The organism is Martinezella dioscoreae (assembly GCF_009176305.1).
Classification (GTDB): Bacteria; Pseudomonadota; Alphaproteobacteria; order Rhizobiales; family Rhizobiaceae; genus Rhizobium; species Rhizobium dioscoreae.
In genome coordinates this window covers 357,495-380,501 of sequence record NZ_BLAJ01000005.1, presented here as the reverse complement: position 1 = coordinate 380,501, position 23,007 = coordinate 357,495, and the positions used below count along the sequence as shown (strand labels likewise).

Genomic DNA, 23,007 nt, shown 5'->3' with positions numbered 1-23,007 from the left:
AAGCTATGTTCTTATATAAGGCTATCGTCTTTCTTCCCCTGATTGGCGCTGTTATCGCCGGCCTTTTCGGCCGCGCGATCGGCGCCAAGGCTTCGGAATATGTTACCACCGGCCTGATGATCATCGCGGCCGTCCTTTCATGGATCGTCTTCTTTACGGTGGCGCTTGGCCATACTGATGGCCCGATCAAGGTCGAAGTCCTGCGCTGGATCCAGTCCGGCGGCATCGACGTTTCCTGGGCGCTGCGCGTCGACACGCTGACCTCTGTGATGCTGATCGTCGTGAACTCGGTTTCGACTCTGGTTCACGTCTATTCGATCGGATACATGCATCACGATCCGCATCGTCCGCGCTTCTTCGCCTATCTCTCGCTCTTCACCTTCGCCATGCTGATGCTGGTGACCTCCGACAACCTCGCCCAGATGTTCTTCGGCTGGGAAGGCGTCGGTCTCGCCTCCTATCTGCTGATCGGCTTCTGGTTCAAGAAGCCGTCCGCTTCGGCCGCCGCGATGAAGGCCTTCATCGTCAACCGCGTTGGCGACTTCGGCTTCGTTCTCGGCATCGCAGGCGTCTTCGTCCTCTTCGGCTCGATCAATTTCGATGTGATCTTCGGCAATGCGCAGAGCTTCGCTTCCGGGCAGGGCGGCCAGCCGACCGATATCGTGCTCAATTTCCTCGGTATGCATCTCGATCGCGGCCACGCGCTGACGGCGGTCTGCCTGCTGCTCTTCATGGGCGCGATGGGTAAATCGGCGCAGTTCCTGCTGCACACCTGGCTGCCGGACGCCATGGAAGGCCCGACGCCGGTTTCGGCGCTCATCCATGCTGCAACCATGGTCACCGCAGGCGTCTTCCTCGTCGCCCGCATGTCGCCGATCTTCGAACTGTCGCCGGATGCGCTGACCTTCGTCACCATCATCGGCGCGATCACGGCCTTCTTCGCCGCGACCGTCGGCCTCGTGCAGAACGACATCAAGCGTGTCATCGCTTACTCGACCTGTTCGCAGCTCGGCTACATGTTCGTAGCCCTCGGCGTCGGCGCTTACGGTGCTGCGATCTTCCATCTCTTCACCCACGCCTTCTTCAAGGCTCTGCTCTTCCTCTGCGCCGGTTCGGTCATTCACGCCGTTGACGGTGAGCAGGACATGCGCCATATGGGTGGCCTGCGCCCGCATATTCAGAAGACCTTCTGGATGATGATCATCGGCACGCTGGCGATCACCGGCGTCGGCATTCCGCTGACCCATATCGGTTTCGCTGGCTTCCTGTCGAAAGATGCGATCATCCTGGCAGCCTTCGCCTCGCACAACGCAGCCGCCGGCTTCGCCTTCACGCTGCTGGTCATCGCCGCGATGTTTACCAGCTTCTATTCCTGGCGCCTGATCTTTATGACCTTCTTCGGCAAGCCGCGCGCTTCGCACGAGGTCATGCACCACGTGCATGAATCGCCGAATGTCATGCTGATCCCGCTTTACCTGCTGGCGATCGGCGCCGTTGCTGCGGGCATGTATTTCAACGCCGATTTCGTCGGCCACGCCTACGAGGAATTCTGGAAGCATGCGCTGTTCACGCTCCCGGACAACAAGATCCTCGAGGAAATGGAACATGCGCCTGTCTGGGTTGAGCTCAGCCCCTTCATCGCCATGCTCCTCGGCCTCGTCACCGCCTGGTACTTCTACATCCGGTCGCCGGAAACGCCGCGCCGCCTCGCTCAGCAGCAGCGCGTCCTCTACGAGTTCCTGCTGAACAAGTGGTACTTCGACGAACTCTATGACTTCCTCTTCGTCCGCTCCGCCAAGGCGCTTGGCCGCTTCCTCTGGAAGAAGGGCGACATCGGGGTCATCGACACCATCGGCCCGAACGGCATCGCCGCCCGCGTCGTCGATGTCACCAACCGCGTCGTGCGCCTGCAGACCGGCTACCTTTATCACTATGCCTTCGCGATGCTGCTCGGTATCGCAGCCCTCGTTACCTGGATGATGCTCGGGAGTTCCCTCTGATGACCGATTGGCCCATTCTTTCAACGGTCACCTTCCTGCCGCTGGTCGGCGTTCTCCTTCTGCTGTTTACGCAGGAGAACGGCGCCAACGGCCGCCGGAATGTCCTGAACATTTCGCTGGCGACGACTATCGTCACTTTCATCGTGTCGCTCTTCATCTGGATTTGGTTCGACAACGCCAATCCTGGCTTCCAGCTCGTCGAAAAGCATGAATGGCTGACGAGTGGCATCAGCTATCACATGGGCGTCGACGGCATCTCCATGCTGTTCGTCATTCTGTCGACCTTCCTGATGCCCTTCTGCGTGCTCGCGAGCTGGCTCTCGGTCGAAAAGCGCCTGAAGGACTACATGATCGCCTTCCTCGTCCTCGAGACGATGATGATCGGCGTGTTCGTGTCGCTTGACATCGTGCTGTTCTACGTCTTCTTCGAAGCCGGCCTCATCCCGATGTTCCTGATCATCGGCGTCTGGGGCGGCAAGGATCGCGTCTACGCCAGCTACAAGTTCTTCCTCTACACACTGCTCGGCTCCGTGCTGATGCTGCTCGCTATCATGGCGATGTACTGGCAGGCTGGTACGACCGACATCCCGACGCTGCTCGCTTACAAGTTCCCGCCGCAGCTGCAGACCTGGCTATGGCTCGCCTTCTTCGCCTCCTTCGCCGTGAAGATGCCGATGTGGCCGGTTCACACCTGGCTTCCGGATGCACACGTTCAGGCGCCGACGGCAGGCTCGGTCATCCTGGCAGGCGTTCTCCTGAAGCTCGGCGGCTACGGCCTCATCCGCTTCTCGCTCGGCATGTTCCCGAACGCCTCGGAATATTTCGCTCCGCTCGTCTTCGCACTCTCGGTCATCGCCATCATCTACACCTCGCTGGTGGCGATGATGCAGGACGACATCAAGAAACTGATCGCCTATTCGTCGGTCGCCCACATGGGCTACGTGACGATGGGTATCTTCGCGGCCAACCAGCAGGGCGTCCAGGGTGCGATCTTCCAGATGCTGTCGCACGGCATCGTCTCGGGGGCGCTCTTCCTCTGCGTCGGCGTGATCTATGACCGCACCCACACCCGCGAGATCGCGGCTTACGGCGGCTTGGTCAACAACATGCCGAAATATGCCGTCGCCATGATGGTCTTCACCATGGCCAATGTCGGTCTGCCCGGCACCTCCGGCTTCATCGGCGAATTCCTGACCCTGATCGGCGTCTTCCGCGCCAATACGTGGGTTGCGCTCTTTGCCGCGACCGGTGTGATCCTGTCGGCGGCTTACGCGCTCTGGCTCTACCGCCGCGTCATTTTCGGCGCGCTGGAAAAGGAAAACCTGAAGAAGCTTTTGGATTTGTCGCCGCGTGAACAGCTGATCCTCTATCCGCTGATCGCTTTGACGATCCTCTTCGGCGTCTATCCGGCTCCGATTTTCGATGCCACGGCGGCATCGGTGGATCTGCTGGTGAACAATTATACCGCTGCCCTGCACGCTGCGCAGAATGTTGCGCTGTCGATGAATTGATGACGGGACCTATTCGACATGACTGCTGACACAATTCTTGCAAGCCTGCATCTTTCCATTCCGGAGCTCATCCTCGCGGTCGGTGCGCTTGCGTTGCTCATGATCGGCGTCTTCTCGGGCGAGCGGTCGGGACCCACGGTCACCGGTCTTGCCATCGCGGTCCTCGCGGTGGCAGGTCTCTGGATCATCTTCGTGCCGGGCGAGGGGCTTGCCTATGGCGGTGCCTATCTCGCCGATGGCTTCTCCCGCTTCATGAAGATCGTCGCGCTGGTCGGCTCGATCGTCGCCATGTTCCTCAGCATGGGCCAGGCGCGCGAGCAGCAGCTCGATCGCTTCGAGTTCCCGGTTCTGCTCGTGCTCGCGACCCTCGGCATTCTGCTGATGATCTCCGCACACGATCTGATCTCGCTCTACCTGTCGCTGGAACTGCAGTCGCTGGCCCTTTACGTCGTGGCCGCCATCAACCGCGACAGCATCAAGTCGACCGAAGCTGGCCTGAAGTACTTCGTGCTCGGCGCGTTGTCCTCCGGTATGCTGCTCTATGGCATGTCGCTGGTTTACGGCTTCACCGGCCACACGACCTTCGATGCGATCGCGACTGCACTCAGCGCCGAGACCCGTTCGCTCGGCCTCGTCTTCGGTCTGGTCTTCGTGCTTGCGGGCCTCGCCTTCAAGATCTCCGCCGTGCCGTTTCACATGTGGACGCCGGACGTTTACGAAGGTGCGCCGACGCCGGTTACCGCTTTCTTTGCGGCTGCCCCGAAGGTTGCCGCCATGGCGATCCTGACCCGCATCGTCGTCACCGCCTTCCATCCGGTGCTCGCCGACTGGCAGCAGATTATCGTGTTCATCTCGATCGCCTCGATGCTGCTCGGCTCCTTCGCTGCGATCGGTCAGCGCAATTTCAAGCGACTGATGGCCTATTCGTCGATCGGTCACATGGGCTATGCGCTCGTCGGCCTCGCCGCCGGTACCAAGACCGGCGTATCCGGCGTCATGCTCTATATGGTCATCTATATGGTCATGACGCTCGGCTCCTTCGCCATCATCATGGCGATGCGTCGCAAGGATGGCCGTCAGGTCGAAAGCATCGACGATCTCGCCGGCCTCTCCACGACGAATCCGTTCATGGCGGTCGTTCTGACGGCGCTGATGTTCTCGCTGGCTGGTATTCCGCCGCTCGCAGGCTTCTTCGGAAAGTATTTCGTCTTCGTCGCCGCCATCCAGGCGCATCTCTATGCGCTCGCCATCATCGGCGTTCTGGCCTCGGTCGTCGGCGCTTACTACTATCTGCGCGTCATCAAGGTAATGTGGTTCGATGAAGCCAAGGACGAATTCACGCGCACGGCCGGTTCGCTGCGCCTCGTCTTCGGTCTCTCCGGCCTGTTCGTCATCACCTATGTCTTCTTCGGCGGTGCAATCGGCGGAGCGGCCGATCTCGCTGCTGCGACACTGTTTTGATGGCGTCTGACATGAACAGCCGGAAGTCGCTCGCCGACTTCCGGCACGATGCCCTTCAAGAGACGTCGTCTACGAATAGCGTGTGCCTCGAGCGTGCACGTGCCGGCGATCCCGGGAACCTTTGGGTGACCGCCGAGCGTCAGACGGGTGGACGCGGCCGCCGCGGTCGCCCTTGGGTTTCGGAAGCCGGCAATCTCTATGCATCTCTCCTTTTGATCGATCCCGCTCCGATGGACCGCCTCGGCTCGCTGCCGCTCGCGGTCGCGGTCGCGGTGCATCAGGCGGTGCGCGGCGTGCTGCCGTTGGCCGCCGAACCTGCAGAGATCAAATGGCCGAACGATATCCTGATCGGCCGCAAGAAGACCTGCGGTATTTTGATCGAAGGCGAGGCTTTGCCGGATGGGCGTTATGCGCTGGTCATCGGCATCGGCATCAACATTGCAGTCATGCCTGACAATCCGATGTATCCAGTCACCTGCCTCAGGCAGCAGGGCTCGATGGTGTCGCCGGACGAGCTGTTTGCCCATCTTTACGCCGATATGGCCGAGGCGCTCGGTGTCTGGAACCGCGGCAAGGGTGTTCGCGAGATCACCGCGCGTTGGCGCGAATTTGCATGCGGCATCGGGGAAAAGATCACGGTAAATTTGCCGGATCGCTCGATTTCGGGCCATTTCTCGGGAATCGATGATAATGGCTTGTTGATGCTCGAAACCGAGGACGGCAGGATCATGCCGATCGCGGCGGGCGACGTTTTCTTTAGATAATGGTTGGGGATCACATGGCGAAGCAAGACGAACTGGTGTTTCTGCCCCTCGGCGGCGTCGGTGAAATCGGCATGAATCTCGCGCTCTACGGCTACGGCCCGGCGGAACAGCGCCAGTGGATCATGGTCGATTGCGGCGTCACCTTCCCGGGGCCGGATCTGCCTGGCGTCGATCTCGTCCTGCCGGATATCCGTTTCCTCGCCAAGGAACGCAAGAACCTCAAGGGTATCATCATCACCCATGCCCATGAGGATCACTATGGCGCATTGAACGATCTTTGGCCGGGCCTGAATGTTCCGATCTATGCCTCTGCCTTCACCGCCGGCCTTCTTGAAGCCAAGCGCGATTACGAGAAGTCGATGGGTGAAATCCCGGTGACGCTCTTCAAGGCTGGTGATCGCATCAATGTCGGCCCTTTCGAGATCGAGGGCGTGGCCGTCAATCACTCTATCCCCGAGCCGATGTCGCTGATGATCCGCACGCCGCTCGGTAATGTCGTCCATACAGGCGACTGGAAGATCGATCACGAACCCTCGCTTGGGCCGCTGACCGATGAGACCCGCTTCCGGCAGCTCGGGGACGAAGGCGTGCTGGCGTTGATGTGCGATTCCACCAACGCCTTGCGTGATGGCGTTTCGCCTTCGGAAAAGGACGTTTCGGAAAGCCTGCGCAAGATTATCGAGGATGCCGAGGGCAGGGTAGCGATCACCACTTTCTCCTCGAATGTCGGCCGCATCCGTACCATTGCCGAGGCTGCCGAAGCCGCCGGCCGCGAAGTGCTGCTGCTCGGCAGCTCGCTGAAGCGTGTGGTAGACGTCGCCCGCGATATCGGCCTTATGGAAGGTATTAAACCCTTCATCGCTGAAGACGAGTATGGCTATATCCCGCGCGACAAGGTCGTGGTCATCCTGACCGGCAGCCAGGGCGAGCCGCGCGCAGCGCTTGCCAAGCTCTCCCGGGATGAGATGCGCAATGTCGCACTGGCCGCTGGCGATATCGTCGTCTTTTCTTCGCGCGCCATTCCGGGCAATGAAAAGGCGATTCAGGACATCAAGAACGGCCTGATCGAGCAGGGGGTGCATGTGGTGACGGATGCCGAAGCGCTCGTGCACGTTTCCGGCCATCCCCGGCGCAACGAACTGCAGAAGATGTACGAGTGGACGCGCCCGAAGGTCGTTATCCCCGTACATGGCGAGGCGACGCATCTGACCGCCCATAAGGAACTGGCCGAACAGAGCGGCATTGCCCCCGTGCCGCGGGTGCGCAACGGCGATGTCGTGCGCCTTGCGCCCGGTCCCGTCGAGGTCATCGGCGAGGCGCCGCATGGGCGCATCTTCAAGGACGGTATTCTGATCGGCGATTTTGACGAGATGGGCATCGGGGAGCGCAAGAAGCTCTCCTATGTCGGCCACGTCGCCGTCAATGTCGTGCTCGATGCCCGTTATGACATCGTCGGCGATCCCGATCTCGTACCGATCGGCCTGCCGGCCTATGACGACGAGGGCGAGGAGATGGAGGATACGCTCTTCGACGCCATTGTCAGTGCCATCGAGAGCATTCCGCGCGCGCGCCGCAAGGATCTGGACATGCTGCAGGAGGCTGTACGCCGCGCGGTGCGTGCCGCCGCCAATCAGGGCTGGGGCAAGAAGCCGGTCGTGACCGTATTCGTCACGCGTACCGGCGGCTGAGGTCTGAGCGGGGAGGAGAGGGTCATGTTGGGACGCATCAATCACATTGCGATCGCCGTTCCCGATATCGCCATGGCTTCCCGAGCCTATCGCGAGACGCTCGGCGCCACTGTATCCGCGCCACAATCCTTGCCGGAGCATGGCGTAACCGTGGTTTTCGTCGAGCTGCCGAACAGCAAGGTGGAGCTGCTCGAGCCCCTGGGCGAGGCTTCGCCCATCGCCTCCTTCCTCGCCAAGAACCCGGATGGCGGCATGCACCATATCTGTTACGAAGTTGCGGATATCCTGGCGGCACGCGATCACCTGGTTTCCAGCGGTGCACGCGTGCTTGGTAATGGCGAGCCTAAGATCGGCGCGCATGGCAAGCCTGTACTCTTCCTGCATCCGAAGGATTTCTTCGGCACGCTCATCGAGCTTGAGCAGGTGTGACATCAGAGCCGGATGATTTTTGGCGGAACTGGCCTAAAATCTGAATCTGCTTTAAGTGCGCTGATCGGCGCTTTGAAAGACAACTGCTTTGCCCCTATAAGCAGTTTGGAGGAGGAGGCGAGCAGGCTCGTCTCGAAGGGAGCACAATGGCACAGCAGATTGCCGCCGGTTTCGCCGTCTATTTCGTCATCTGGTGGATTACGCTTTTCGCCGTCCTGCCCTTTGGCTTGCGTACTCAGGCCGAGGATGAGCATGTCATTCTGGGTACGGTCGAAAGTGCGCCGACGAAATTTCGTGCTTGGCGGGTCGTGCTTGCTACAACGCTGGTATCGGCCCTTATTTATGGCGCGTGGTATATCGCCTCGCGTTATTTCGGGCTGAGTATAGATTCCATTCCGCAGATCGTTCCAAGCTACAAGTGATCTGTGGCAGCTGTAGATTAAAGGTGCCCGGAGTGCGGGTGCCTTGCGATCGCCATCAATTCGTCACACGCTTGTCATGAGCGTGGAGCAAAGAATTTACAGTCTATGTATATTATTTCAGCAGAAGCACGAGCCGAGTGTTTCGGGCAAATCCGTGGACCGTCGAGGCTGAGCTGAGAAAGCAAAAAAAAACAAGGCTAAAAGCCTTGTTTTAAAGTATCGCGTGATCCTTATCCGTTACCGGGGCAGCGAACGAGCGCGCCTAAGATCTGATCCTCCCAAGACTTGACCGCGAAACGGCAAGAATTTAGCCTTCCTGCCTCTTTTGTGAGCTAAAATTAGCTCAAACATTGAGCTTTGTCATCCTTTTTTTTGCTTTTTTGCTACAGCCGCGCAGAATTTTTCTGTTGACGAATTTCCGTCGTAAATCCTTATAAACGTGCGCTTTTTCGAAACATCGAAAATGGGCTCTATCCCCTGTATTCTCAGGCTTTTGTCAAATTCTTCTATTGAAGAATGCGGGTTTCCTTCCTGCGCCGAAGCAGTTATGAACTGCCTCCAGTACATAATTTGCTAACGATTCCGCCGCCAGCGGAACGTCAAACCATCTGGAACAAGCGTCATGCGTCTGTCTCGTTACTTCATGCCCATCCTGAAGGAAAATCCCAAGGAGGCTGAAATCGTTTCCCATCGGCTCATGCTGCGCACCGGCATGATCCGGCAGCAGTCGCAGGGTATCTATACGTGGCTGCCATTGGGCAAACGCGTGCTGGACAAGGTCAACAAGATCATCCGCGAGGAGCAGAACCGCTCCGGCGCCATCGAGCTGTCGATGCCGACGCTGCAGTCGGCTGAGCTCTGGCAGGAAAGCGGCCGTTATGACGCCTACGGCAAGGAGATGCTGCGCATCAAGGACCGGCAGGATCGGCCTATGCTCTATGGCCCGACCAATGAGGAAATGGTCACCGATATCTTCCGGTCCTACATCAAGTCTTACAAGGACTTGCCGCTGAACCTCTATCATATCCAGCTGAAATTCCGTGACGAAATCCGTCCGCGTTTCGGCACGATGCGCTCGCGCGAATTCATGATGAAGGATGCCTATTCCTTCGATCTGACGCAGGAAGGAGCAGTGCATTCTTATAACAAGATGTTCGCCGCCTATCTGCGCACCTTCAATCGTCTCGGCCTGAGAGCCATCCCGATGCGGGCAGATACCGGCCCGATCGGCGGCAATCTCAGCCACGAATTCATCATTCTCGCCGACACCGGCGAGTCGGAAGTTTTCTGCCACAAGGATTTCGTCAATTTCGACATTCCCGGCGAAGACACCAATTTTGATGATGTTGCTGGCCTGAAGGGGATTTTCGACAAGTGGACTTCGGTCTATGCCGCCACCTCGGAAATGCATGACGAAGCCGCCTTCAATGCCATTCCCGAAGGCGATCGCCTGTCGGCGCGCGGCATCGAGGTCGGCCACATCTTCTATTTCGGCACGAAATATTCCGAGCCGATGGGCGCGAAGGTGCAGGGTCCTGACGGCAAGGAACATGCTGTCCACATGGGATCTTACGGTATCGGCCCGACACGCCTTGTTCCCGCCATCATCGAAGCATCGCATGACGAGAACGGAATCATCTGGCCGGCTTCGGTCGCGCCTTTTGACGTCGTAGTGATCAACATGAAGGCTGGCGACCAGGCCTGCGACGAAGCTTGCGAAACTGTCTATGCCGCGCTGTCGAAGGCCGGCAAGGACGTGCTGTACGACGATCGCGACGATCGCGCCGGAACGAAGTTCGCAACGGCCGATCTGATCGGCGTACCCGTGCAGATCATCGTCGGACCGCGTTCGATTGCGAACGGCGAAGTGGAAGTGAAGGACCGCAAGACCGGCGCTCGCGAAACGATGACGGTCGAGGCAGCGATCAATCGGCTGGCAGGCTGATTGACGATACAAGGGATGAAAGGCGAATGGCGGTGAGCGCGGCAGTGGAACAGCAGGAAAATTCGTTCAAGGCCGGCCCATCGTCTCGCCCGTTTTCCGGTTTCGAACGGCTTGTGGCCTGGCGCTATCTGCGCTCCCGGCGCAAGGAAGCCTCGATTTCGGTCATCGCCGGCTTCTCTTTGGTCGGCATCATGCTCGGCGTCGCGGCGCTGATCATCGTCATGGCCGTAATGAACGGTTTCCGTGCCGAGCTATTCAAACAGATTCTTGGCTTCAACGGTCATGTCGTCGTTCAGCCGATTGATTCGCCGCTAAACGACTATGCCGATCTGGCCAAGAAGTTTTCTGCCGTTCCGGGCGTCACCATGGCCCTGCCGCTCGTCGAGGGCGAAACGCTCGCCTCCGGCCGCAGCGGCTCCGGCACCGGCGCGCTGGTGCGCGGCATCCGCCCGGAAGATCTGACCAAGCTCAAATCAGTCTCCGATCACATCGTGTCCGGCGACATGGTTGGTTTCGCCTCCGGACAGGGCGTTCTGGTCGGTAGCCGATTGGCCCGGCAATTGGGCCTGACGGTCGGCGATCAGATCACCCTTACGGCTCCGGATGGCGATGTGACGCCTTTTGGTGTTAACCCGCGCGTCAAAGCCTATACGATCTCCGGCATCTTCGAGGTCGGCATGTCGGAGTATGATTCCTCCGTCGTCTTCATGCCGCTCGAAGAAGCGCAGGTCTTCTTCAATGCCGAGGGCATTGTCGAGAAGATAGAGCTCTTCATCACCAATCCCGATGACGTCGATCAGCTGCGGCCGAAAATCGAAGAGGCGGCCGGGCGGCAGATCTTCCTGACGGACTGGCGGCAGGTCAACGCTACCTTCTTCTCGGCCCTGCAGGTCGAGCGCAACACGATGTTCATGATCCTGACGCTGATCGTTCTGGTCGCCGCGCTGAATATCATCTCCGGCTTGATCATGCTGGTGAAGGACAAGGGCAGCGACATCGCCATCCTGCGCACCATGGGGGCGACATCGGGCGCGATCATGCGCATCTTCTTCATGACGGGTGCGGCGATCGGCGTCGTCGGAACGTTCGCCGGCGTCATACTCGGTGTTCTGGTTTGCCTCAACATCGAATCCATCCGCCAGTTCTTCTCCTGGATTTCAGGCACGGTGATCTTCAATCCGGAGGTCTATTTCCTCAGCAAATTGCCGGCCGAGATGAACCTCGGCGAGACCATCTCTGTCATTGTGATGGCGCTCACTCTATCCTTCCTTGCCACCATCTTTCCGGCTTGGCGCGCATCGCGGCTCGATCCGGTGCAAGCGCTGCGCTACGAATAAGGATATTCCATTTGATGAAACGCAACGTCGTTCTCCAGCTCTCTGGCGTGGAGCGTCACTACGGGCAGGGCGAGACGCGGCTGTCGATCCTGAAAGGCGCCGATTTCACTTTGCGCAGCGGCGAGATCGTCGCGCTTGTTGCGCCGTCAGGCACGGGTAAATCGACGCTTCTGCATGTGGCCGGGCTGCTTGAGCATCCGGATGGCGGCGAGGTGCTCGTCAACGGTCAGGCCTGCGAAGGCTTGTCTGACGATAGGCGTACAGCCGTGCGTCGCAGCGAAATCGGCTTCGTCTATCAGTTCCATCACCTGCTGCCTGAGTTCTCGGCTCTCGAGAATATCATGATGCCGCAGCTTATTTCCGGGCTCTCGCGTAAAGATGCGAGCGAGCGTGCTTCTCAGCTTCTCGACTACATGCGCATTGGCCATCGTGGCGATCACCGCCCCGCCGAGCTCTCCGGTGGCGAGCAGCAGCGCGTCGCGATCGCCCGTGCTGTCGCCAATGCCCCGCTGGTGCTGCTGGCGGATGAGCCCACCGGCAACCTCGACCCGGCAACGGCGCATTACGTTTTCGATGCACTTGAGGCTCTGGTACGCCAGTCAGGCCTCGCTGCTCTGATCGCCACCCACAATCACGAGCTTGCGGCCCGGATGGATCGCCGTGTCACGCTGAGTGAAGGCAAGGTGGTCGAAGTCTGATTGGCTGTTACGGGACGATCAGGCCACCGCGATAATCCAGCTCATAGGCCTTGCGCTCTTTCACCATGATGGCTTCGTGCCCGATAAAGTGGTCGCACGATCCGGTGCTGTGGTCGATATAGCGGCCATAGACATGTTCGAATTCGAAGCCGCCTAGAAAACGTTTTTCATCCTGATAGAGGCGCAGGAGTGCAGCCTTGATAACCATGCCGGCTCGTGTTCCGTCGATCAGATCGGGCTCGACGATATGGCCGAAATAGTTCATGGCCCAGACCGGCTCGTCGTCGTGCCAGACGAGTTCCTGCCCCGCGAAATCCGTGCCGCCGAAATAGCTGTCGAGATAGCGCCAGCGGCCGCTCGCATAACCGATGTCATGCGAGCCGCTTCGGCAGGACGGCAGCCGCTCGCCGTCACCAACATAGGTCTCGGCTTTGGCGGCGACAATAAAATCGTTCAGCTCGGCAAGATCCGGCATGACCCTCTCCAATTTTGGTGAGCGGCCAAGATGCCATGGATCCGAAGAAGTGTAAAGAACAAAAAGTGAACATGTGTTGTTAATGGCCGAGCCCGCAGGCCTTCTCCCCGATCTCATCCTGCCAATCCTGAATGTTGATGGTCTTGGCGTCGGTCTTCAGCGTCTTGCTGCCTTTCGTCACCTTACCGGTCAATACATTGTAGTCGCAGGTCTGGCTATTATCCGGTTCGAGCGTATCGCGAGCATCGTAAGTGTAGCCGGCCACCACGAAACCGTTGTTGCGATAGGCAAGTGTTAGCGTTTGATGCCAACGATCGCGGCCGATTGCATCGTTCTGTGAGGTGATTGCGATCGAACCGTTCGGCAGCGCGGCGATCGAAGGTTCCTGGCCGTAAACACCGCTGGCTCTACCCCAGATCTTGTCAGGAGCGCTTGCTGCCAATTGCAATAGGGAATGCTCGTTGTCACGCAGATAGATGTAGATGCCGATGGAGGTTTCGGCCTGCTTGTCCGCCGGGGGAGCTACCAGAATGGCAAGGTCCGGTTTCCCGTCCTTGTTCCAGTCGCCGATTGCAGCGTCGACGATGCGCTCGGGTGCAGATGTATTTTCTGCTTGAGCCGCAGTTGCGGTCAAAAGAATGGCGAGAGCGCAGGCAAGTGATTTCATCGTGATCTCCCTGTTTGCCCTTGCATAACGCTCGGTTGTGCCGGCGTCCATCTGAGGGCAGAAAACCGTCCAATGAAATTTCCTGATGTGTCTATTGACTCTCGAACAAAAATGGAACAAAAAAGAAACATAACGAGTAAGGAGCGCCTAAATGACCGACATTATTCGAGACGTTGCAGCATTCACTTCCATCGTCATGTTCGTTGCCAGCTTTTCCCTCATCATGATGGCGATGTAAGTTTTGTCCCCCATTTGCACATGCTGTTCCCATATTTGATGGGAGCAAACTTCTGGACTTTACGGTCCGCAATGCCGAAAATGCCGCTGATTCATTCAGGTGTGCGGAAGGGTATGAAATGGCGGATGCAGGTGGCAGCGGCGCGGCAGCGCCGGTCGGCGAAATGCCGGAATTCGTGCACCTCAGGGTTCATTCCGCCTATTCTCTGCTAGAGGGCGCATTGCCGCTCAAGAAGATATTGGCCAAGGCTGCCGGGGACAGTCAGCCGGCTATTGCCATCACCGATACCAACAATCTGTTCGTTGCCCTGGAATTCTCGCAAAAGGCGATGGATGAGGGGCTGCAGCCGATCATCGGCTGTCAGCTGTCGATCGATATGGAGGATGGCGGCGAGGGCGAGAAGCGCGGGCCGCAGCAGGCTCTGGCGAAGCTGCCATCCATCGTTCTGCTTGCCGCAACCGAGCGGGGATATGAGCGCCTCGTTGATCTCGTCAGCCGCGCTTATCTCGGCGGCGAGGGCAACAGCGCCGTTCACATTGCAGCATCATGGCTGGATGAAATCGGCACGGAAGGAATGATTGCACTCACCGGTTCGCTCACCGGTCCCGTCGATATGGCGTTGAAAGAAGGGCACGCCGCCCAGGCGCTCTCTCGGTTGTTGAGGCTGAAGCAGCTGTTCGGCGACAGGCTTTATGTCGAATTGCAGCGCCATGGCACCTATGATCGTCGTCACGAGCAGAAGATGATCAAGCTTGCTTATGAGCATGACATCCCGCTCGTTGCCACCAACGAAGCATTTTTCCCGACGCGGGATGATTATGATGCGCATGACGCTTTGATGGCGGTGGCCCACAATGCCATTGTCTCGGACGATACGCGGTTCCGCCTGACGCCGGATCATTATCTCAAGAGCCGTGCCGACATGGCGAAACTCTTCGCCAATCTGCCCGAAGCGCTGGAGAACACGGTCGAGATCGCTCGCCGCTGCTCCTTCATCCTGAAGACCCGCAAGCCGATCCTGCCGCGCTTCACCGGCGCCACGGACGATGCGGAGGAGGCGGAACGCGCCGAGGCCGCCGAGCTGCGCGCTCAGGCGATTGAGGGGCTCGACCAGCGTCTCGCCTCGCTCGGCATGGCGCCGGGCTATGCGGAAAAGGATTATCGCGAGCGGCTGGAATTCGAACTGAGCGTTATCGAGCGCATGAAGTTTCCCGGCTACTTCCTGATCGTCGCGGACTTCATCAAGTGGGCCAAGCGTCACGATATCCCTGTCGGCCCAGGCCGCGGTTCCGGTGCGGGTTCGCTGGTCGCTTACGCTCTGACCATCACCGACGTCGATCCGCTGCGCTTCTCGCTGCTGTTCGAGCGCTTCCTCAATCCGGAACGCGTCTCCATGCCGGACTTCGATATCGACTTCTGCCAGGACCGGCGCGAAGAGGTGATCCGTTACGTGCAGGCCAAATACGGCCGCGAGCAGGTGGCGCAGATCATCACCTTCGGTTCGCTGCAGGCGCGCGCAGCCTTGCGCGACGTCGGTCGCGTGCTCGAAATGCCTTATGGCCAGGTCGATAAGATCTGCAAGCTGGTGCCGAACAATCCCGCCAATCCGACCCCGCTCAGCAAGGCGATCGAGGAGGAGCCGCGCCTGCAGGAGGAGGCGGACAAGGAGCCGGTCGTCGCCCGACTTCTCGACATCGCCCAGAAGATCGAAGGCCTCTATCGTCACGCGTCGACGCACGCCGCCGGTATCGTCATCGGCGACCGTCCGCTGTCGAAGCTCGTGCCGATGTATCGCGATCCGCGCTCCGACATGCCGGTCACCCAGTTCAACATGAAATGGGTGGAGCAGGCCGGGCTGGTGAAGTTCGACTTCCTCGGCTTGAAGACGCTGACTGTCCTCAAGACGGCCGTCGATTTCGTTGCCAAGCGCGGCATCTCGATCGATCTTGCCAGCATACCGCTCGACGACAAACCGAGCTATGAGATGCTCTCGCGCGGCGAGACGGTCGGCGTGTTCCAGGTGGAAAGTGCGGGCATGCGCAAGGCGCTGATCGGCATGCGTCCCGACTGCATCGAGGATATCATCGCGCTCGTAGCGCTCTATCGTCCCGGCCCGATGGAGAATATCCCGGTCTATAATGCCCGCAAGCATGGCGAGGAAGAGATCGAATCGATCCATCCGAAGATCGACTATCTTCTTAAGGAAACCCAGGGCGTTATCGTCTACCAAGAACAGGTGATGCAGGTCGCCCAGGTGCTTTCCGGCTATTCGCTCGGCGAAGCGGATCTTCTGCGCCGCGCCATGGGTAAGAAGATCAAGGCGGAGATGGACCAGCAGCGCGAGCGCTTCGTCGACGGAGCCATCAAGAACGGCGTTTCGAAGGGCCAGGCCGACGTCATCTTCGATCTGCTCGCGAAATTCGCCAATTACGGCTTCAACAAGTCGCATGCCGCTGCCTACGCCATCGTCTCCTACCAGACCGCCTATATGAAGGCGCACTATCCGGTGGAGTTCCTGGCAGCGTCGATGACGCTCGATATGTCCAACACCGAAAAGGTCAACGACTTCCGTCAGGATGCCAAGCGGCTGGGCATCGAGGTCATCGCACCTTCCGTGCAGACCTCGTTCCGTCATTTCGAGACGGGTGATAACCGAATCTATTATGCTCTGGCCGCCATCAAAGGTGTTGGCGAATCCGCCGTCGACCATATCGTCGAGGTGCGCGGCGACAAACCCTTCGCCGGCATCGAGGATTTCTGCCTGCGCATCGATCCCAAGCAGATCAACCGCCGCGTTCTGGAAAGCCTGATCTGTGCCGGCGCTTTCGATTGCTTCGAAATCGATCGCGCCCAGCTGATCGCCGGCCTCGACCGCATCATGGGCTATGCCCAGGTGGCGCAGGAAAACAAGCGCAGCGGCCAGCATGACATGTTCGGAAGTGCAGCCTCCGGTCCGGAAAAGATTGTGTTTCCGCCCTATACGCCATGGCTCGCCTCGGAGCGTTTGCTGCGCGAATTCCAGGTGCTCGGCTTCTATCTGACGGCACATCCGCTCGATACTTATAAGAGCGTGCTCGACAAGATGCGGGTGCAGCCGTTTGCCGAGTTCTCCGCCGCCGTAAAGCAGGGCGCCAGCAACGGCCGTCTCGCCGGCACGGTGATCTCCAAGCAGGAGCGCAAGACGCGCACCGGCAACAAGATGGGCATCTTCGTCTTCTCTGATGCCTCGGGCCAGTTCGAAGCCGTGCTTTTCTCGGAAACGCTCAACCAGTATCGCGACGTTCTCGAAGTCGGCAAATCCTTCGTCATTACCGCCCAGGCAGATGAGCGCCCGGAAGGCATCAGCCTGCGCCTGCAGACGGCGCAGTCGCTGGAGGAGAAGTCGTTGCAGATGCAGAAGGCACTGCGCGTCTATGTCCGCGATTCCGGCCCGCTGAAAGCCGTCGCCGCGCATCTGAACGCCAAGGGCGATGGCCTGGTTTCCTTCATCGTCATCAAGGAGGAAGGAATGTGCGAGGTCGAGGTGGCACTGCCGGAGAAATATCGCATCACGCCCGAAATCGCTGCTGCCTTGCGCACGGCACCCGGCGTGATCGACGTGGAGCTGGTCTGAAGCAATTCCAGGAAAAGTGGATAGCGGTTTTCCGTCCGGAATTGCGTAAAAACAAAAAGGCTCTAGCCCTTCTTACCCAGCGCGCCATTGTTGGTAATGGTGATGAAATCGGTCTCGTTGCCGGTTTCCGGTCCCACACCGGTATCGGAAATCGTCAGTGACGACCCGGCTGTCAGCAAATCCTCGATGCGGTGACGGATATCGTCGGGAATGGTGATGCGATTGAGCGCCTGTCCGGCTGCGTCGAACGATTGCGATTGCTCCTCGCTGGTGATGCCGTAGCGCTTCTTCGTCTGCTTGCTCAAATCTTCTTCGAGCGTCATGCCGAACCAGTCGGCCTTTCCGCTGATCCGGTCGATCGCGTTGGCGGTGAAGAAATGTACGCCGAGCGCTTCTTGCGGCTCGGCGATAATTGCGGGGCCTTCGAAGAGCGGCTTGAAGTTCTGGCGGACCATGATCGCACCGTTCGGCGGTTCGCCCTTGCCGGCGGCGGCATAGACCGCCTTCATCAGCGTGGGACTGACAAGGCCGCCCGTCGTCTTGATATCATGTGCCTTCTTGAAGTCTTCGATCGCCTGTACCGTCGCCGGCCCGAGCATCCCGTCGGGTGTTCCGGTGATAAAGCCCATTCCATTCAGGATGCCCTGTAGGTCGCGCACGTTTTCGCGCAGCCCGCGCCGGGTGATGAGGATGCTGAGCGGCGCTGGATCGGCCGGTGGCGCTAGAGTCTCCTGTGCCTTTGGTATCTTGATCGAGGTTACGTCATTCGTCGCGACCTGCAACGGTTGTGCCTGCGGCAGGAAGCTCGCGGTCATGGGGCGCAGTTCGATGCCGGAAAACAGCGCCGGTGGTGGAGCTGGCAGCGGCTGGAACAGCGTCGCGTTTTCGAATGGCTGCGGCACGAGCGGCTGATCGGCGATGACGACATGGACGCCGCGCTCGGTCATTTGATAGAGCGTCTTGGCAAAGGCCTTCGGCATGCGCACGCAGCCATGGGACGCCGGATAATTCGGCACCGAGTTGGACTCGTGCAGCGCAATTCCCGACCAGGTCAGCCTCTGCATGAAGGGCATAGGCGAGGCCGAGTAGAGGTTGGACTCGTGATAGACCTTCTTTTCCAGAATGGAGAAGATGCCGCTCGGGGTCGTGTGCCCGCGCTTGCCGGTGGAAACCTTCGAAGTCGCGATCACTTTGTCGCCGTCATAGACCGCAAGCGACTGCCTGTCCTTCGACACCACAATCTGCAGGGTGCGGGCATCCGGCGCAGCAAAGACGGGATGAGAAAGGGCGGTGGCTGACAACAGCGCGAGCCCCAGCAACAAAAATGGCTTCATAGACACAACCAAAACGCAATACTCGTTGTGCCGAAGGTTAGACTTCGAAGTTTAAGGAAGACTTGCCGAAAACTCATGCCTTTCCGCGTCCATGAAAACGTGAGTTCGCCGAATGCCAGCCCAATACAGCATCGCCGAAGCGGAGCGGCCACACTCTGCTTCGGCGATGAATGAAATCTGCGGCTTATGTGCGATCAGTGGACGTTGGAGGCCACCCAGTTGTGCCAGTCCTGCTCGCTGCCGTGGAAGGCGTTGAGGTCGATCCTGCCTTCGACGCCGTGGGATACGCCGGAGCCGGAATATTGCCAGAACAGCCATTTACGGCCCGGATAGACCTTGGATGGATGTTGAGCCACGGCGCGCAGCCAGAAGGGATAGTCGAGCAGCTCGCCGCTCAGATTGTCGCGATAGAAATCCGGTGCGGTGTAGACGATCGGACGCTGGCCGTAATGCTTTTCCAGCTTGTCCATGAAGACCTGCATCTTGGCGAGAACCTGCTCTCGCGAAGGACGCCGCTTGCAGCTCGACTCGCCGTTCCATTCGACGTCGATGACAGGCGGCAGCGCTCCGGCCTCCTTGGGCACGTTGCGGATGAACCAGTCGGCCTGCTCTCCCGCAGTCCGGCACCAATAGAAGAAGTGATAGGCGCCGTGCTTCAGGCCGGCCTGCTGGGCGGCACGCCAGTTCTTCTTGAACATGGGATCGAGATGATCGCCGCCATCCGTTGCCTTGATGTAGACGAAGTTCGCACCCTGTGTGCGCAGCGTATCCCAGTCGATCTCGCCCTGCCAGCGCGAGACGTCGACGCCATGGACGGCGAGCTTCCGGGGCGAGGTAGACGTACCGAAGTTGATCGGCTTGGCATCGCGGAAGCGATGGCTGTAGATCTGCATCGGCTGCTGCCTCAGGGCGCGGGGCATCGGGTTTGATGGAGAGAGCATGGCGAGCGGCCGCTGCAGCGGCACGGGTGCGTCACCGTCGTCGCTCTGATCGGAAGGCATGATCCCCTCCGGACGGAGGTTCGTCGGCATGGCGACTGCGAGAGCCTGCTGTCGCTCGACGCGCGAAACCGTTTCGCCGATTTCGACCGACGGCACCGGCCTGCTGGTCTTTGCAATGGAACTCGTCAATTCTTTCGAAGGCGGTGCGGCTTGCGCGGCTTCGCGCTCACCTCGGGCGGCGCAGCCTGAAATCGTCAGGCAGGCGAGAAAAATGGTCGATACAGCCGATAGACGCATAGGAACCCGTACGCAAAACACACTCGGCGACGAGTTCACGCCGCCGAAAAGTTACAGAATCCAAGTCCTAATGGAAATTTACCAAAAAAGTTTGAATCCGAGCTTTTTCGCGCGAAAGAATCGCGCGCGTGGCGCGATTATTTGCGACACAGCCAAAAATCACCATGTGGTGACTTGTGCTAAATAATTGTTATTTGTGGTTTTTGTCGCCAAACGTGTAGCCGGTTTCGACTGTCTTATTGCCGAATTTTTCTCGCAGCTTGTCCATGGCTGCTTCCGCCGCAGCCCGTCGCGCAGCCTGCACGTCGATAAGATCGGGTGGATCTGCGCGTCCGGCATCGCCAAGATCGGTGACGCCGATGCCGATGAGGCGAAACTTCGTGCCGTCCGTCTCGGGCTCGAGCAGCCGCAAGCCGGTGCGAAAAATCCGGTCCGCCAATTGGGTCGGGTCCTCCAGACGGCGGTTACGCGTGCGGATCTTGAAATCCGAGGTTTTGAGCTTCAGCACGACGGTCTGGCCGGCAATGCCGCTGCGTTTCAGACGCCGTGAAACCTTCTCGGAGAGATCGCGCAGGATCGGCACGAGATCCTCATGGCGCCCGATATCTTCGAAGAAGGTGGTTTCGGAAGACACGCTTTTCGCCGCTTCGTTGGGATGCACGGTTCGGTCGTCGATCCCTCGTGAGAGACGGAAAAGCCGCTGCCCGATAACGCCGTAACGGCGCATGAGATCGCCTTCCTCCATGGCCTGCAATTGGCCGATAGTGCGGATGCCATCGCTTTCGAGCGTCGCGGCAAAGGCCTTGCCGACACCCCATATCGTCGTGACTGGCCGTGGCTTCAGAAAGGAGAGGGCCTCTTCCTTGCCGATGACGGAGAAGCCTCGCGGCTTCTGCAGGTCGGAGGCCACCTTGGCGAGGAACTTGCAGTACGACAGCCCAACGGAGATGGTGATGCCGATTTCCTGCTCCACCCGCTTGGCGAACTTGGCGAGAATGCGAGCCGGCGGATCGTGATGGAGCCGCTGCGTGCCGTCGAGTTCAAGAAACGCTTCGTCGATCGAAAGCGGCTGAACCAGCGGCGTCAGGTCCTGCATCATGCCTCGAACCTCGCGGCCGACGCGGACGTATTTCTCCATGTTTGGACGGATGACGATAGCCTGTGGGCAGGCTTCCAGCGCCTTGAACATCGGCATGGCGGAGCGCACCCCGTGGATGCGGGCGATATAGCAGGCGGTGGAGACGACGCCGCGCTTGCCGCCGCCGATGATGACAGGCTTATCGGCGAGCTCCGGATTGTCGCGTTTTTCGATGGAGGCATAGAAGGCATCGCAATCGATATGCGCCAACGTCAGCCCATAGAGCTCCCGGTGGTAAACGAGGCGGGGGCTGCCGCAGCTCCGACAGCGCGTGCGCATGGCCGATTGCTCGCTCAAGCAATCGCGACAGAAGCCGGAGATCTTGTCGGGCGCATGGGTCATGGAACGAGAACAAAAATTGAACATCGCCACTTTATGTTCTAAGCTTGCGAGTCTCAAGCTGGAAAACTGCCGGGGAGGTGGGAGTGCAGAATTTAATCGTGCAGCCGTTGACGCCGGACCGATGGGACGATTTCGAGACGTTATTTGGACCAAGCGGCGCCTGTTATGGCTGTTGGTGCACCTATTTCCGCGTCCCGACATCGCAGCGCAAGACGATGGATGCAGCAGCAAAGAAGCAGTTGATCCGCGAGCGAATCTCGGCTGGGCCGCCGCCCGGCCTTCTAGGCTATAATGATGGACAACCGATCGCCTGGGTGCAGGTCGGTCCGCGTGCAGAGCTGCCGCAATGGAACTCGCCGAAAACGGTGTCGCGTCCGCTCGATCCCGCCGATGCGGAAGACAGTTCCGTCTGGGCGGTGAGCTGCTTCTTCATGAATTCGAAGGATCGCGGCAAGGGACACAGCCACCGCATGTTGTCGGAGGCCGTGAATTTTGCCCGTGCGTCAGGCGCGCGGTTGCTCGAAGGCTGTCCGATCGAGCGTACCAAGCAGTCGAAATCCGTCGGTCTCTATGTCGGTTCGCAGCGCATCTTCGAGGCCGCCGGATTTTTGGAAGTTGCAAAGCGCAAGGATGGCAGGCCTCTGATGCGCCTCGTGCTCTGAGGGCAGCTTGGGCGGCGTCAGCGCGCGATATGGGCCTGGATCAGCGGCGCTGCCTGGCTCCATTCGTTGGCTTCTGGAATACCCGCGGCCGCTGCCGGTGCCATGCGGTGGACGATGGAATCCGGTTTCAGATTGATGAGGAGGCACTCCGGAACATGCTCGCTGACCGAATGCAGATTGTGGGCCATATCATCGACGAAGGCGAGGGGCATCTCGCGCCGCCGATGCAGCGAGCGCACGATCGGCCCCTTGGGCTGCAGCGACGCGAGCAGTGGATAGGTAAGCTCGAGTCTGTCCAGCAGTCGCCGCCTCTGTTCCCAGAACTGCGGCGGCATGGCGGTGAGGAAAACGATGTCAGCGTCTTTCGAGAATTCGCCGAGCGTATCGACCACGCGATCGAGTGGTGTCTGCCATTTTTCCTGTGCCTCGAAGAAGGCTCCGATCAGCCGATGAACATCCTTTTCTTCCAGCGCAGAGCTGTTGGCCTTGGAGACGATGTTGCCCGTCAGCCGGAAGGAACGCGGCAGGAATTCATGGCCTTCTGCCTCGATGAAGGTCAGGAAGGGCGCAAAGAAGTGCAAGACGACGTCGTCGACATCGCAAACGATCAGCGGCCGCTCCTGCAGCCGGATATGCGATACGTCGAATTCGATCGGGGCATCCATGATCAGTATTCTCCAGAGGCAAGGCCTGGCGGCGAAAAATGCGCCGATGCAGCGGCGACGGCCTCCGGCGCAATGCCGCTGGCCTCGCAGAAGGCCAGCAATGTCGGTTCGTGGTTCATGAGAAAATCGAGCATACCGGCAAGAAAGGCCGGCTCGTTGATGGCGTTGCGCACCTGTGCCGGCTCTATGCCGGTCAGCGCCAAGAAGCGGCCGAACATATCCGGTTCATTGGCCAGCCAGCCGAGTACGGCAATGGCAGTCTCTTGCGGGTCGGCCGCGCTCTTCTTCGGGTTCTTGAAGTTACTTTGCATTTTGACGGGTGAGTTACCTATTTTTCAACCAAATGCCGGTAGTTTGCGATTCAAGTATTTCTGGAATCG

The 23,007-nt window shown here is 59.2% G+C and carries 19 protein-coding genes; 12 read left to right on the top strand and 7 right to left on the bottom strand.

Annotation, left to right across the window (positions count from 1 at the left end; all coding sequences use genetic code 11):
- The first annotated feature begins 5 nt into the window (after positions 1-5).
- The 10 genes from nuoL to GDN47_RS22645 all read left to right on the top strand — a co-directional run bounded on the left by nuoL (position 6) and on the right by GDN47_RS22645 (position 12,255).
- Positions 6-2,000 carry an NADH-quinone oxidoreductase subunit L gene (gene nuoL, locus GDN47_RS22690; RefSeq protein ID WP_113328975.1) on the top strand — a complete coding sequence of 665 codons (1,995 nt, stop codon included), beginning with the start codon at positions 6-8 and terminating at the stop codon, positions 1,998-2,000.
- A complete protein-coding gene (locus tag GDN47_RS22685; RefSeq protein WP_152094300.1) occupies positions 2,000-3,511 on the top strand; it encodes an NADH-quinone oxidoreductase subunit M in 1,512 nt (503 codons plus the stop codon). Before nuoL ends, GDN47_RS22685 begins: the two co-directional genes overlap by 1 nt.
- An 18-nt stretch (positions 3,512-3,529) precedes the next feature.
- Positions 3,530-4,972, top strand: coding sequence for an NADH-quinone oxidoreductase subunit NuoN (gene nuoN, locus GDN47_RS22680; RefSeq protein ID WP_113328973.1), 1,443 nt, complete (start codon positions 3,530-3,532; stop codon positions 4,970-4,972).
- Positions 4,972-5,736 (top strand): biotin--[acetyl-CoA-carboxylase] ligase, encoded by a 765-nt coding sequence (locus GDN47_RS22675; RefSeq protein ID WP_113328972.1) that lies wholly within the window; start codon positions 4,972-4,974, stop codon positions 5,734-5,736. Before nuoN ends, GDN47_RS22675 begins: the two co-directional genes overlap by 1 nt.
- 14 nt (positions 5,737-5,750) lie before the next feature.
- A complete protein-coding gene (locus GDN47_RS22670; RefSeq protein WP_113328971.1) occupies positions 5,751-7,424 on the top strand; it encodes a ribonuclease J in 1,674 nt (557 codons plus the stop codon).
- A 24-nt stretch (positions 7,425-7,448) separates the two neighbouring features.
- On the top strand, positions 7,449-7,853 hold the full coding sequence (mce, locus tag GDN47_RS22665; RefSeq protein WP_113328970.1) for a methylmalonyl-CoA epimerase: 405 nt from the start codon (positions 7,449-7,451) through the stop codon (positions 7,851-7,853).
- Between the two features lie 146 nt (positions 7,854-7,999).
- A complete protein-coding gene (locus GDN47_RS22660; RefSeq protein ID WP_069614963.1) occupies positions 8,000-8,275 on the top strand; it encodes a DUF1467 family protein in 276 nt (91 codons plus the stop codon).
- Positions 8,276-8,897: 622 nt separating this feature from the next.
- Positions 8,898-10,220: a proline--tRNA ligase gene (proS, locus tag GDN47_RS22655; protein ID WP_152094299.1), complete on the top strand. Its 1,323-nt coding sequence runs from the start codon at positions 8,898-8,900 to the stop codon at positions 10,218-10,220.
- A 26-nt stretch (positions 10,221-10,246) separates the two neighbouring features.
- Positions 10,247-11,557, top strand: coding sequence for a lipoprotein-releasing ABC transporter permease subunit (locus tag GDN47_RS22650; RefSeq protein WP_152094298.1), 1,311 nt, complete (start codon positions 10,247-10,249; stop codon positions 11,555-11,557).
- 14 nt (positions 11,558-11,571) lie between these two features.
- A complete protein-coding gene (locus tag GDN47_RS22645; RefSeq protein ID WP_113328967.1) occupies positions 11,572-12,255 on the top strand; it encodes an ABC transporter ATP-binding protein in 684 nt (227 codons plus the stop codon).
- Between the two features lie 7 nt (positions 12,256-12,262).
- On the opposite strand, the gene GDN47_RS22640 is transcribed toward GDN47_RS22645, so the two are convergent.
- Together GDN47_RS22640 and GDN47_RS22635 are read right to left on the bottom strand one after the other, a co-directional pair.
- A complete protein-coding gene (locus tag GDN47_RS22640; protein WP_152094297.1) occupies positions 12,263-12,730 on the bottom strand; it encodes a DUF5680 domain-containing protein in 468 nt (155 codons plus the stop codon).
- A gap of 79 nt (positions 12,731-12,809) precedes the next feature.
- Positions 12,810-13,397, bottom strand: a complete 588-nt coding sequence (locus tag GDN47_RS22635; protein ID WP_145631379.1) for a hypothetical protein — start codon at positions 13,395-13,397, stop codon at positions 12,810-12,812.
- Between the two features lie 356 nt (positions 13,398-13,753).
- Here GDN47_RS22635 and dnaE point away from each other — a divergent pair, with 356 nt between their 5' ends.
- Entirely contained in the window at positions 13,754-17,248 is a 3,495-nt protein-coding gene (gene dnaE, locus GDN47_RS22630) for a DNA polymerase III subunit alpha (RefSeq protein ID WP_152094296.1), read from the top strand.
- Positions 17,249-17,310: 62 nt separating this feature from the next.
- Here dnaE and GDN47_RS22625 read toward each other — a convergent pair whose 3' ends face one another.
- The 3 genes from GDN47_RS22625 to GDN47_RS22615 form a co-directional block, all read right to left on the bottom strand.
- Positions 17,311-18,582, bottom strand: a complete 1,272-nt coding sequence (locus GDN47_RS22625) for a L,D-transpeptidase family protein (protein ID WP_152094295.1) — start codon at positions 18,580-18,582, stop codon at positions 17,311-17,313.
- Positions 18,583-18,776: 194 nt separating this feature from the next.
- Entirely contained in the window at positions 18,777-19,820 is a 1,044-nt protein-coding gene (locus tag GDN47_RS22620; protein WP_113328963.1) for a glycoside hydrolase family 25 protein, read from the bottom strand.
- A 190-nt stretch (positions 19,821-20,010) separates the two neighbouring features.
- Positions 20,011-21,300 (bottom strand): DNA polymerase IV, encoded by a 1,290-nt coding sequence (locus GDN47_RS22615; RefSeq protein WP_152094294.1) that lies wholly within the window; start codon positions 21,298-21,300, stop codon positions 20,011-20,013.
- An 83-nt stretch (positions 21,301-21,383) separates the two neighbouring features.
- Between GDN47_RS22615 and GDN47_RS22610 the strand changes: the two genes are divergently transcribed.
- Positions 21,384-21,962 carry a GNAT family N-acetyltransferase gene (locus tag GDN47_RS22610; protein WP_069614954.1) on the top strand — a complete coding sequence of 193 codons (579 nt, stop codon included), beginning with the start codon at positions 21,384-21,386 and terminating at the stop codon, positions 21,960-21,962.
- 17 nt (positions 21,963-21,979) lie between these two features.
- On the opposite strand, the gene GDN47_RS22605 is transcribed toward GDN47_RS22610, so the two are convergent.
- On the bottom strand, positions 21,980-22,627 hold the full coding sequence (locus tag GDN47_RS22605) for a hypothetical protein (RefSeq protein WP_152094293.1): 648 nt from the start codon (positions 22,625-22,627) through the stop codon (positions 21,980-21,982).
- Between the two features lie 2 nt (positions 22,628-22,629).
- Positions 22,630-22,938 (bottom strand): DUF3572 domain-containing protein, encoded by a 309-nt coding sequence (locus GDN47_RS22600; protein WP_069614952.1) that lies wholly within the window; start codon positions 22,936-22,938, stop codon positions 22,630-22,632.
- Positions 22,939-23,007: the final 69 nt, after the last annotated feature.

What these genes read in the sequence shown, in the direction of transcription:
- nuoL (WP_113328975.1), top strand. Translation starts at nt 6, where the DNA reads ATGTTCTTATATAAGGCTATCGTCTTTCTTCCCCTGATTGGCGCTGTT.
- GDN47_RS22685 (WP_152094300.1), top strand. Translation starts at nt 2,000, where the DNA reads ATGACCGATTGGCCCATTCTTTCAACGGTCACCTTCCTGCCGCTGGTC.
- nuoN (WP_113328973.1), top strand. Translation starts at nt 3,530, where the DNA reads ATGACTGCTGACACAATTCTTGCAAGCCTGCATCTTTCCATTCCGGAG.
- GDN47_RS22675 (WP_113328972.1), top strand. Translation starts at nt 4,972, where the DNA reads ATGGCGTCTGACATGAACAGCCGGAAGTCGCTCGCCGACTTCCGGCAC.
- GDN47_RS22670 (WP_113328971.1), top strand. Translation starts at nt 5,751, where the DNA reads ATGGCGAAGCAAGACGAACTGGTGTTTCTGCCCCTCGGCGGCGTCGGT.
- mce (WP_113328970.1), top strand. Translation starts at nt 7,449, where the DNA reads ATGTTGGGACGCATCAATCACATTGCGATCGCCGTTCCCGATATCGCC.
- GDN47_RS22660 (WP_069614963.1), top strand. Translation starts at nt 8,000, where the DNA reads ATGGCACAGCAGATTGCCGCCGGTTTCGCCGTCTATTTCGTCATCTGG.
- proS (WP_152094299.1), top strand. Translation starts at nt 8,898, where the DNA reads ATGCGTCTGTCTCGTTACTTCATGCCCATCCTGAAGGAAAATCCCAAG.
- GDN47_RS22650 (WP_152094298.1), top strand. Translation starts at nt 10,247, where the DNA reads ATGGCGGTGAGCGCGGCAGTGGAACAGCAGGAAAATTCGTTCAAGGCC.
- GDN47_RS22645 (WP_113328967.1), top strand. Translation starts at nt 11,572, where the DNA reads ATGAAACGCAACGTCGTTCTCCAGCTCTCTGGCGTGGAGCGTCACTAC.
- GDN47_RS22640 (WP_152094297.1), bottom strand. Translation starts at nt 12,730, where the DNA reads ATGCCGGATCTTGCCGAGCTGAACGATTTTATTGTCGCCGCCAAAGCC.
- GDN47_RS22635 (WP_145631379.1), bottom strand. Translation starts at nt 13,397, where the DNA reads ATGAAATCACTTGCCTGCGCTCTCGCCATTCTTTTGACCGCAACTGCG.
- dnaE (WP_152094296.1), top strand. Translation starts at nt 13,754, where the DNA reads ATGGCGGATGCAGGTGGCAGCGGCGCGGCAGCGCCGGTCGGCGAAATG.
- GDN47_RS22625 (WP_152094295.1), bottom strand. Translation starts at nt 18,582, where the DNA reads ATGAAGCCATTTTTGTTGCTGGGGCTCGCGCTGTTGTCAGCCACCGCC.
- GDN47_RS22620 (WP_113328963.1), bottom strand. Translation starts at nt 19,820, where the DNA reads ATGCGTCTATCGGCTGTATCGACCATTTTTCTCGCCTGCCTGACGATT.
- GDN47_RS22615 (WP_152094294.1), bottom strand. Translation starts at nt 21,300, where the DNA reads ATGACCCATGCGCCCGACAAGATCTCCGGCTTCTGTCGCGATTGCTTG.
- GDN47_RS22605 (WP_152094293.1), bottom strand. Translation starts at nt 22,627, where the DNA reads ATGGATGCCCCGATCGAATTCGACGTATCGCATATCCGGCTGCAGGAG.
- GDN47_RS22600 (WP_069614952.1), bottom strand. Translation starts at nt 22,938, where the DNA reads ATGCAAAGTAACTTCAAGAACCCGAAGAAGAGCGCGGCCGACCCGCAA.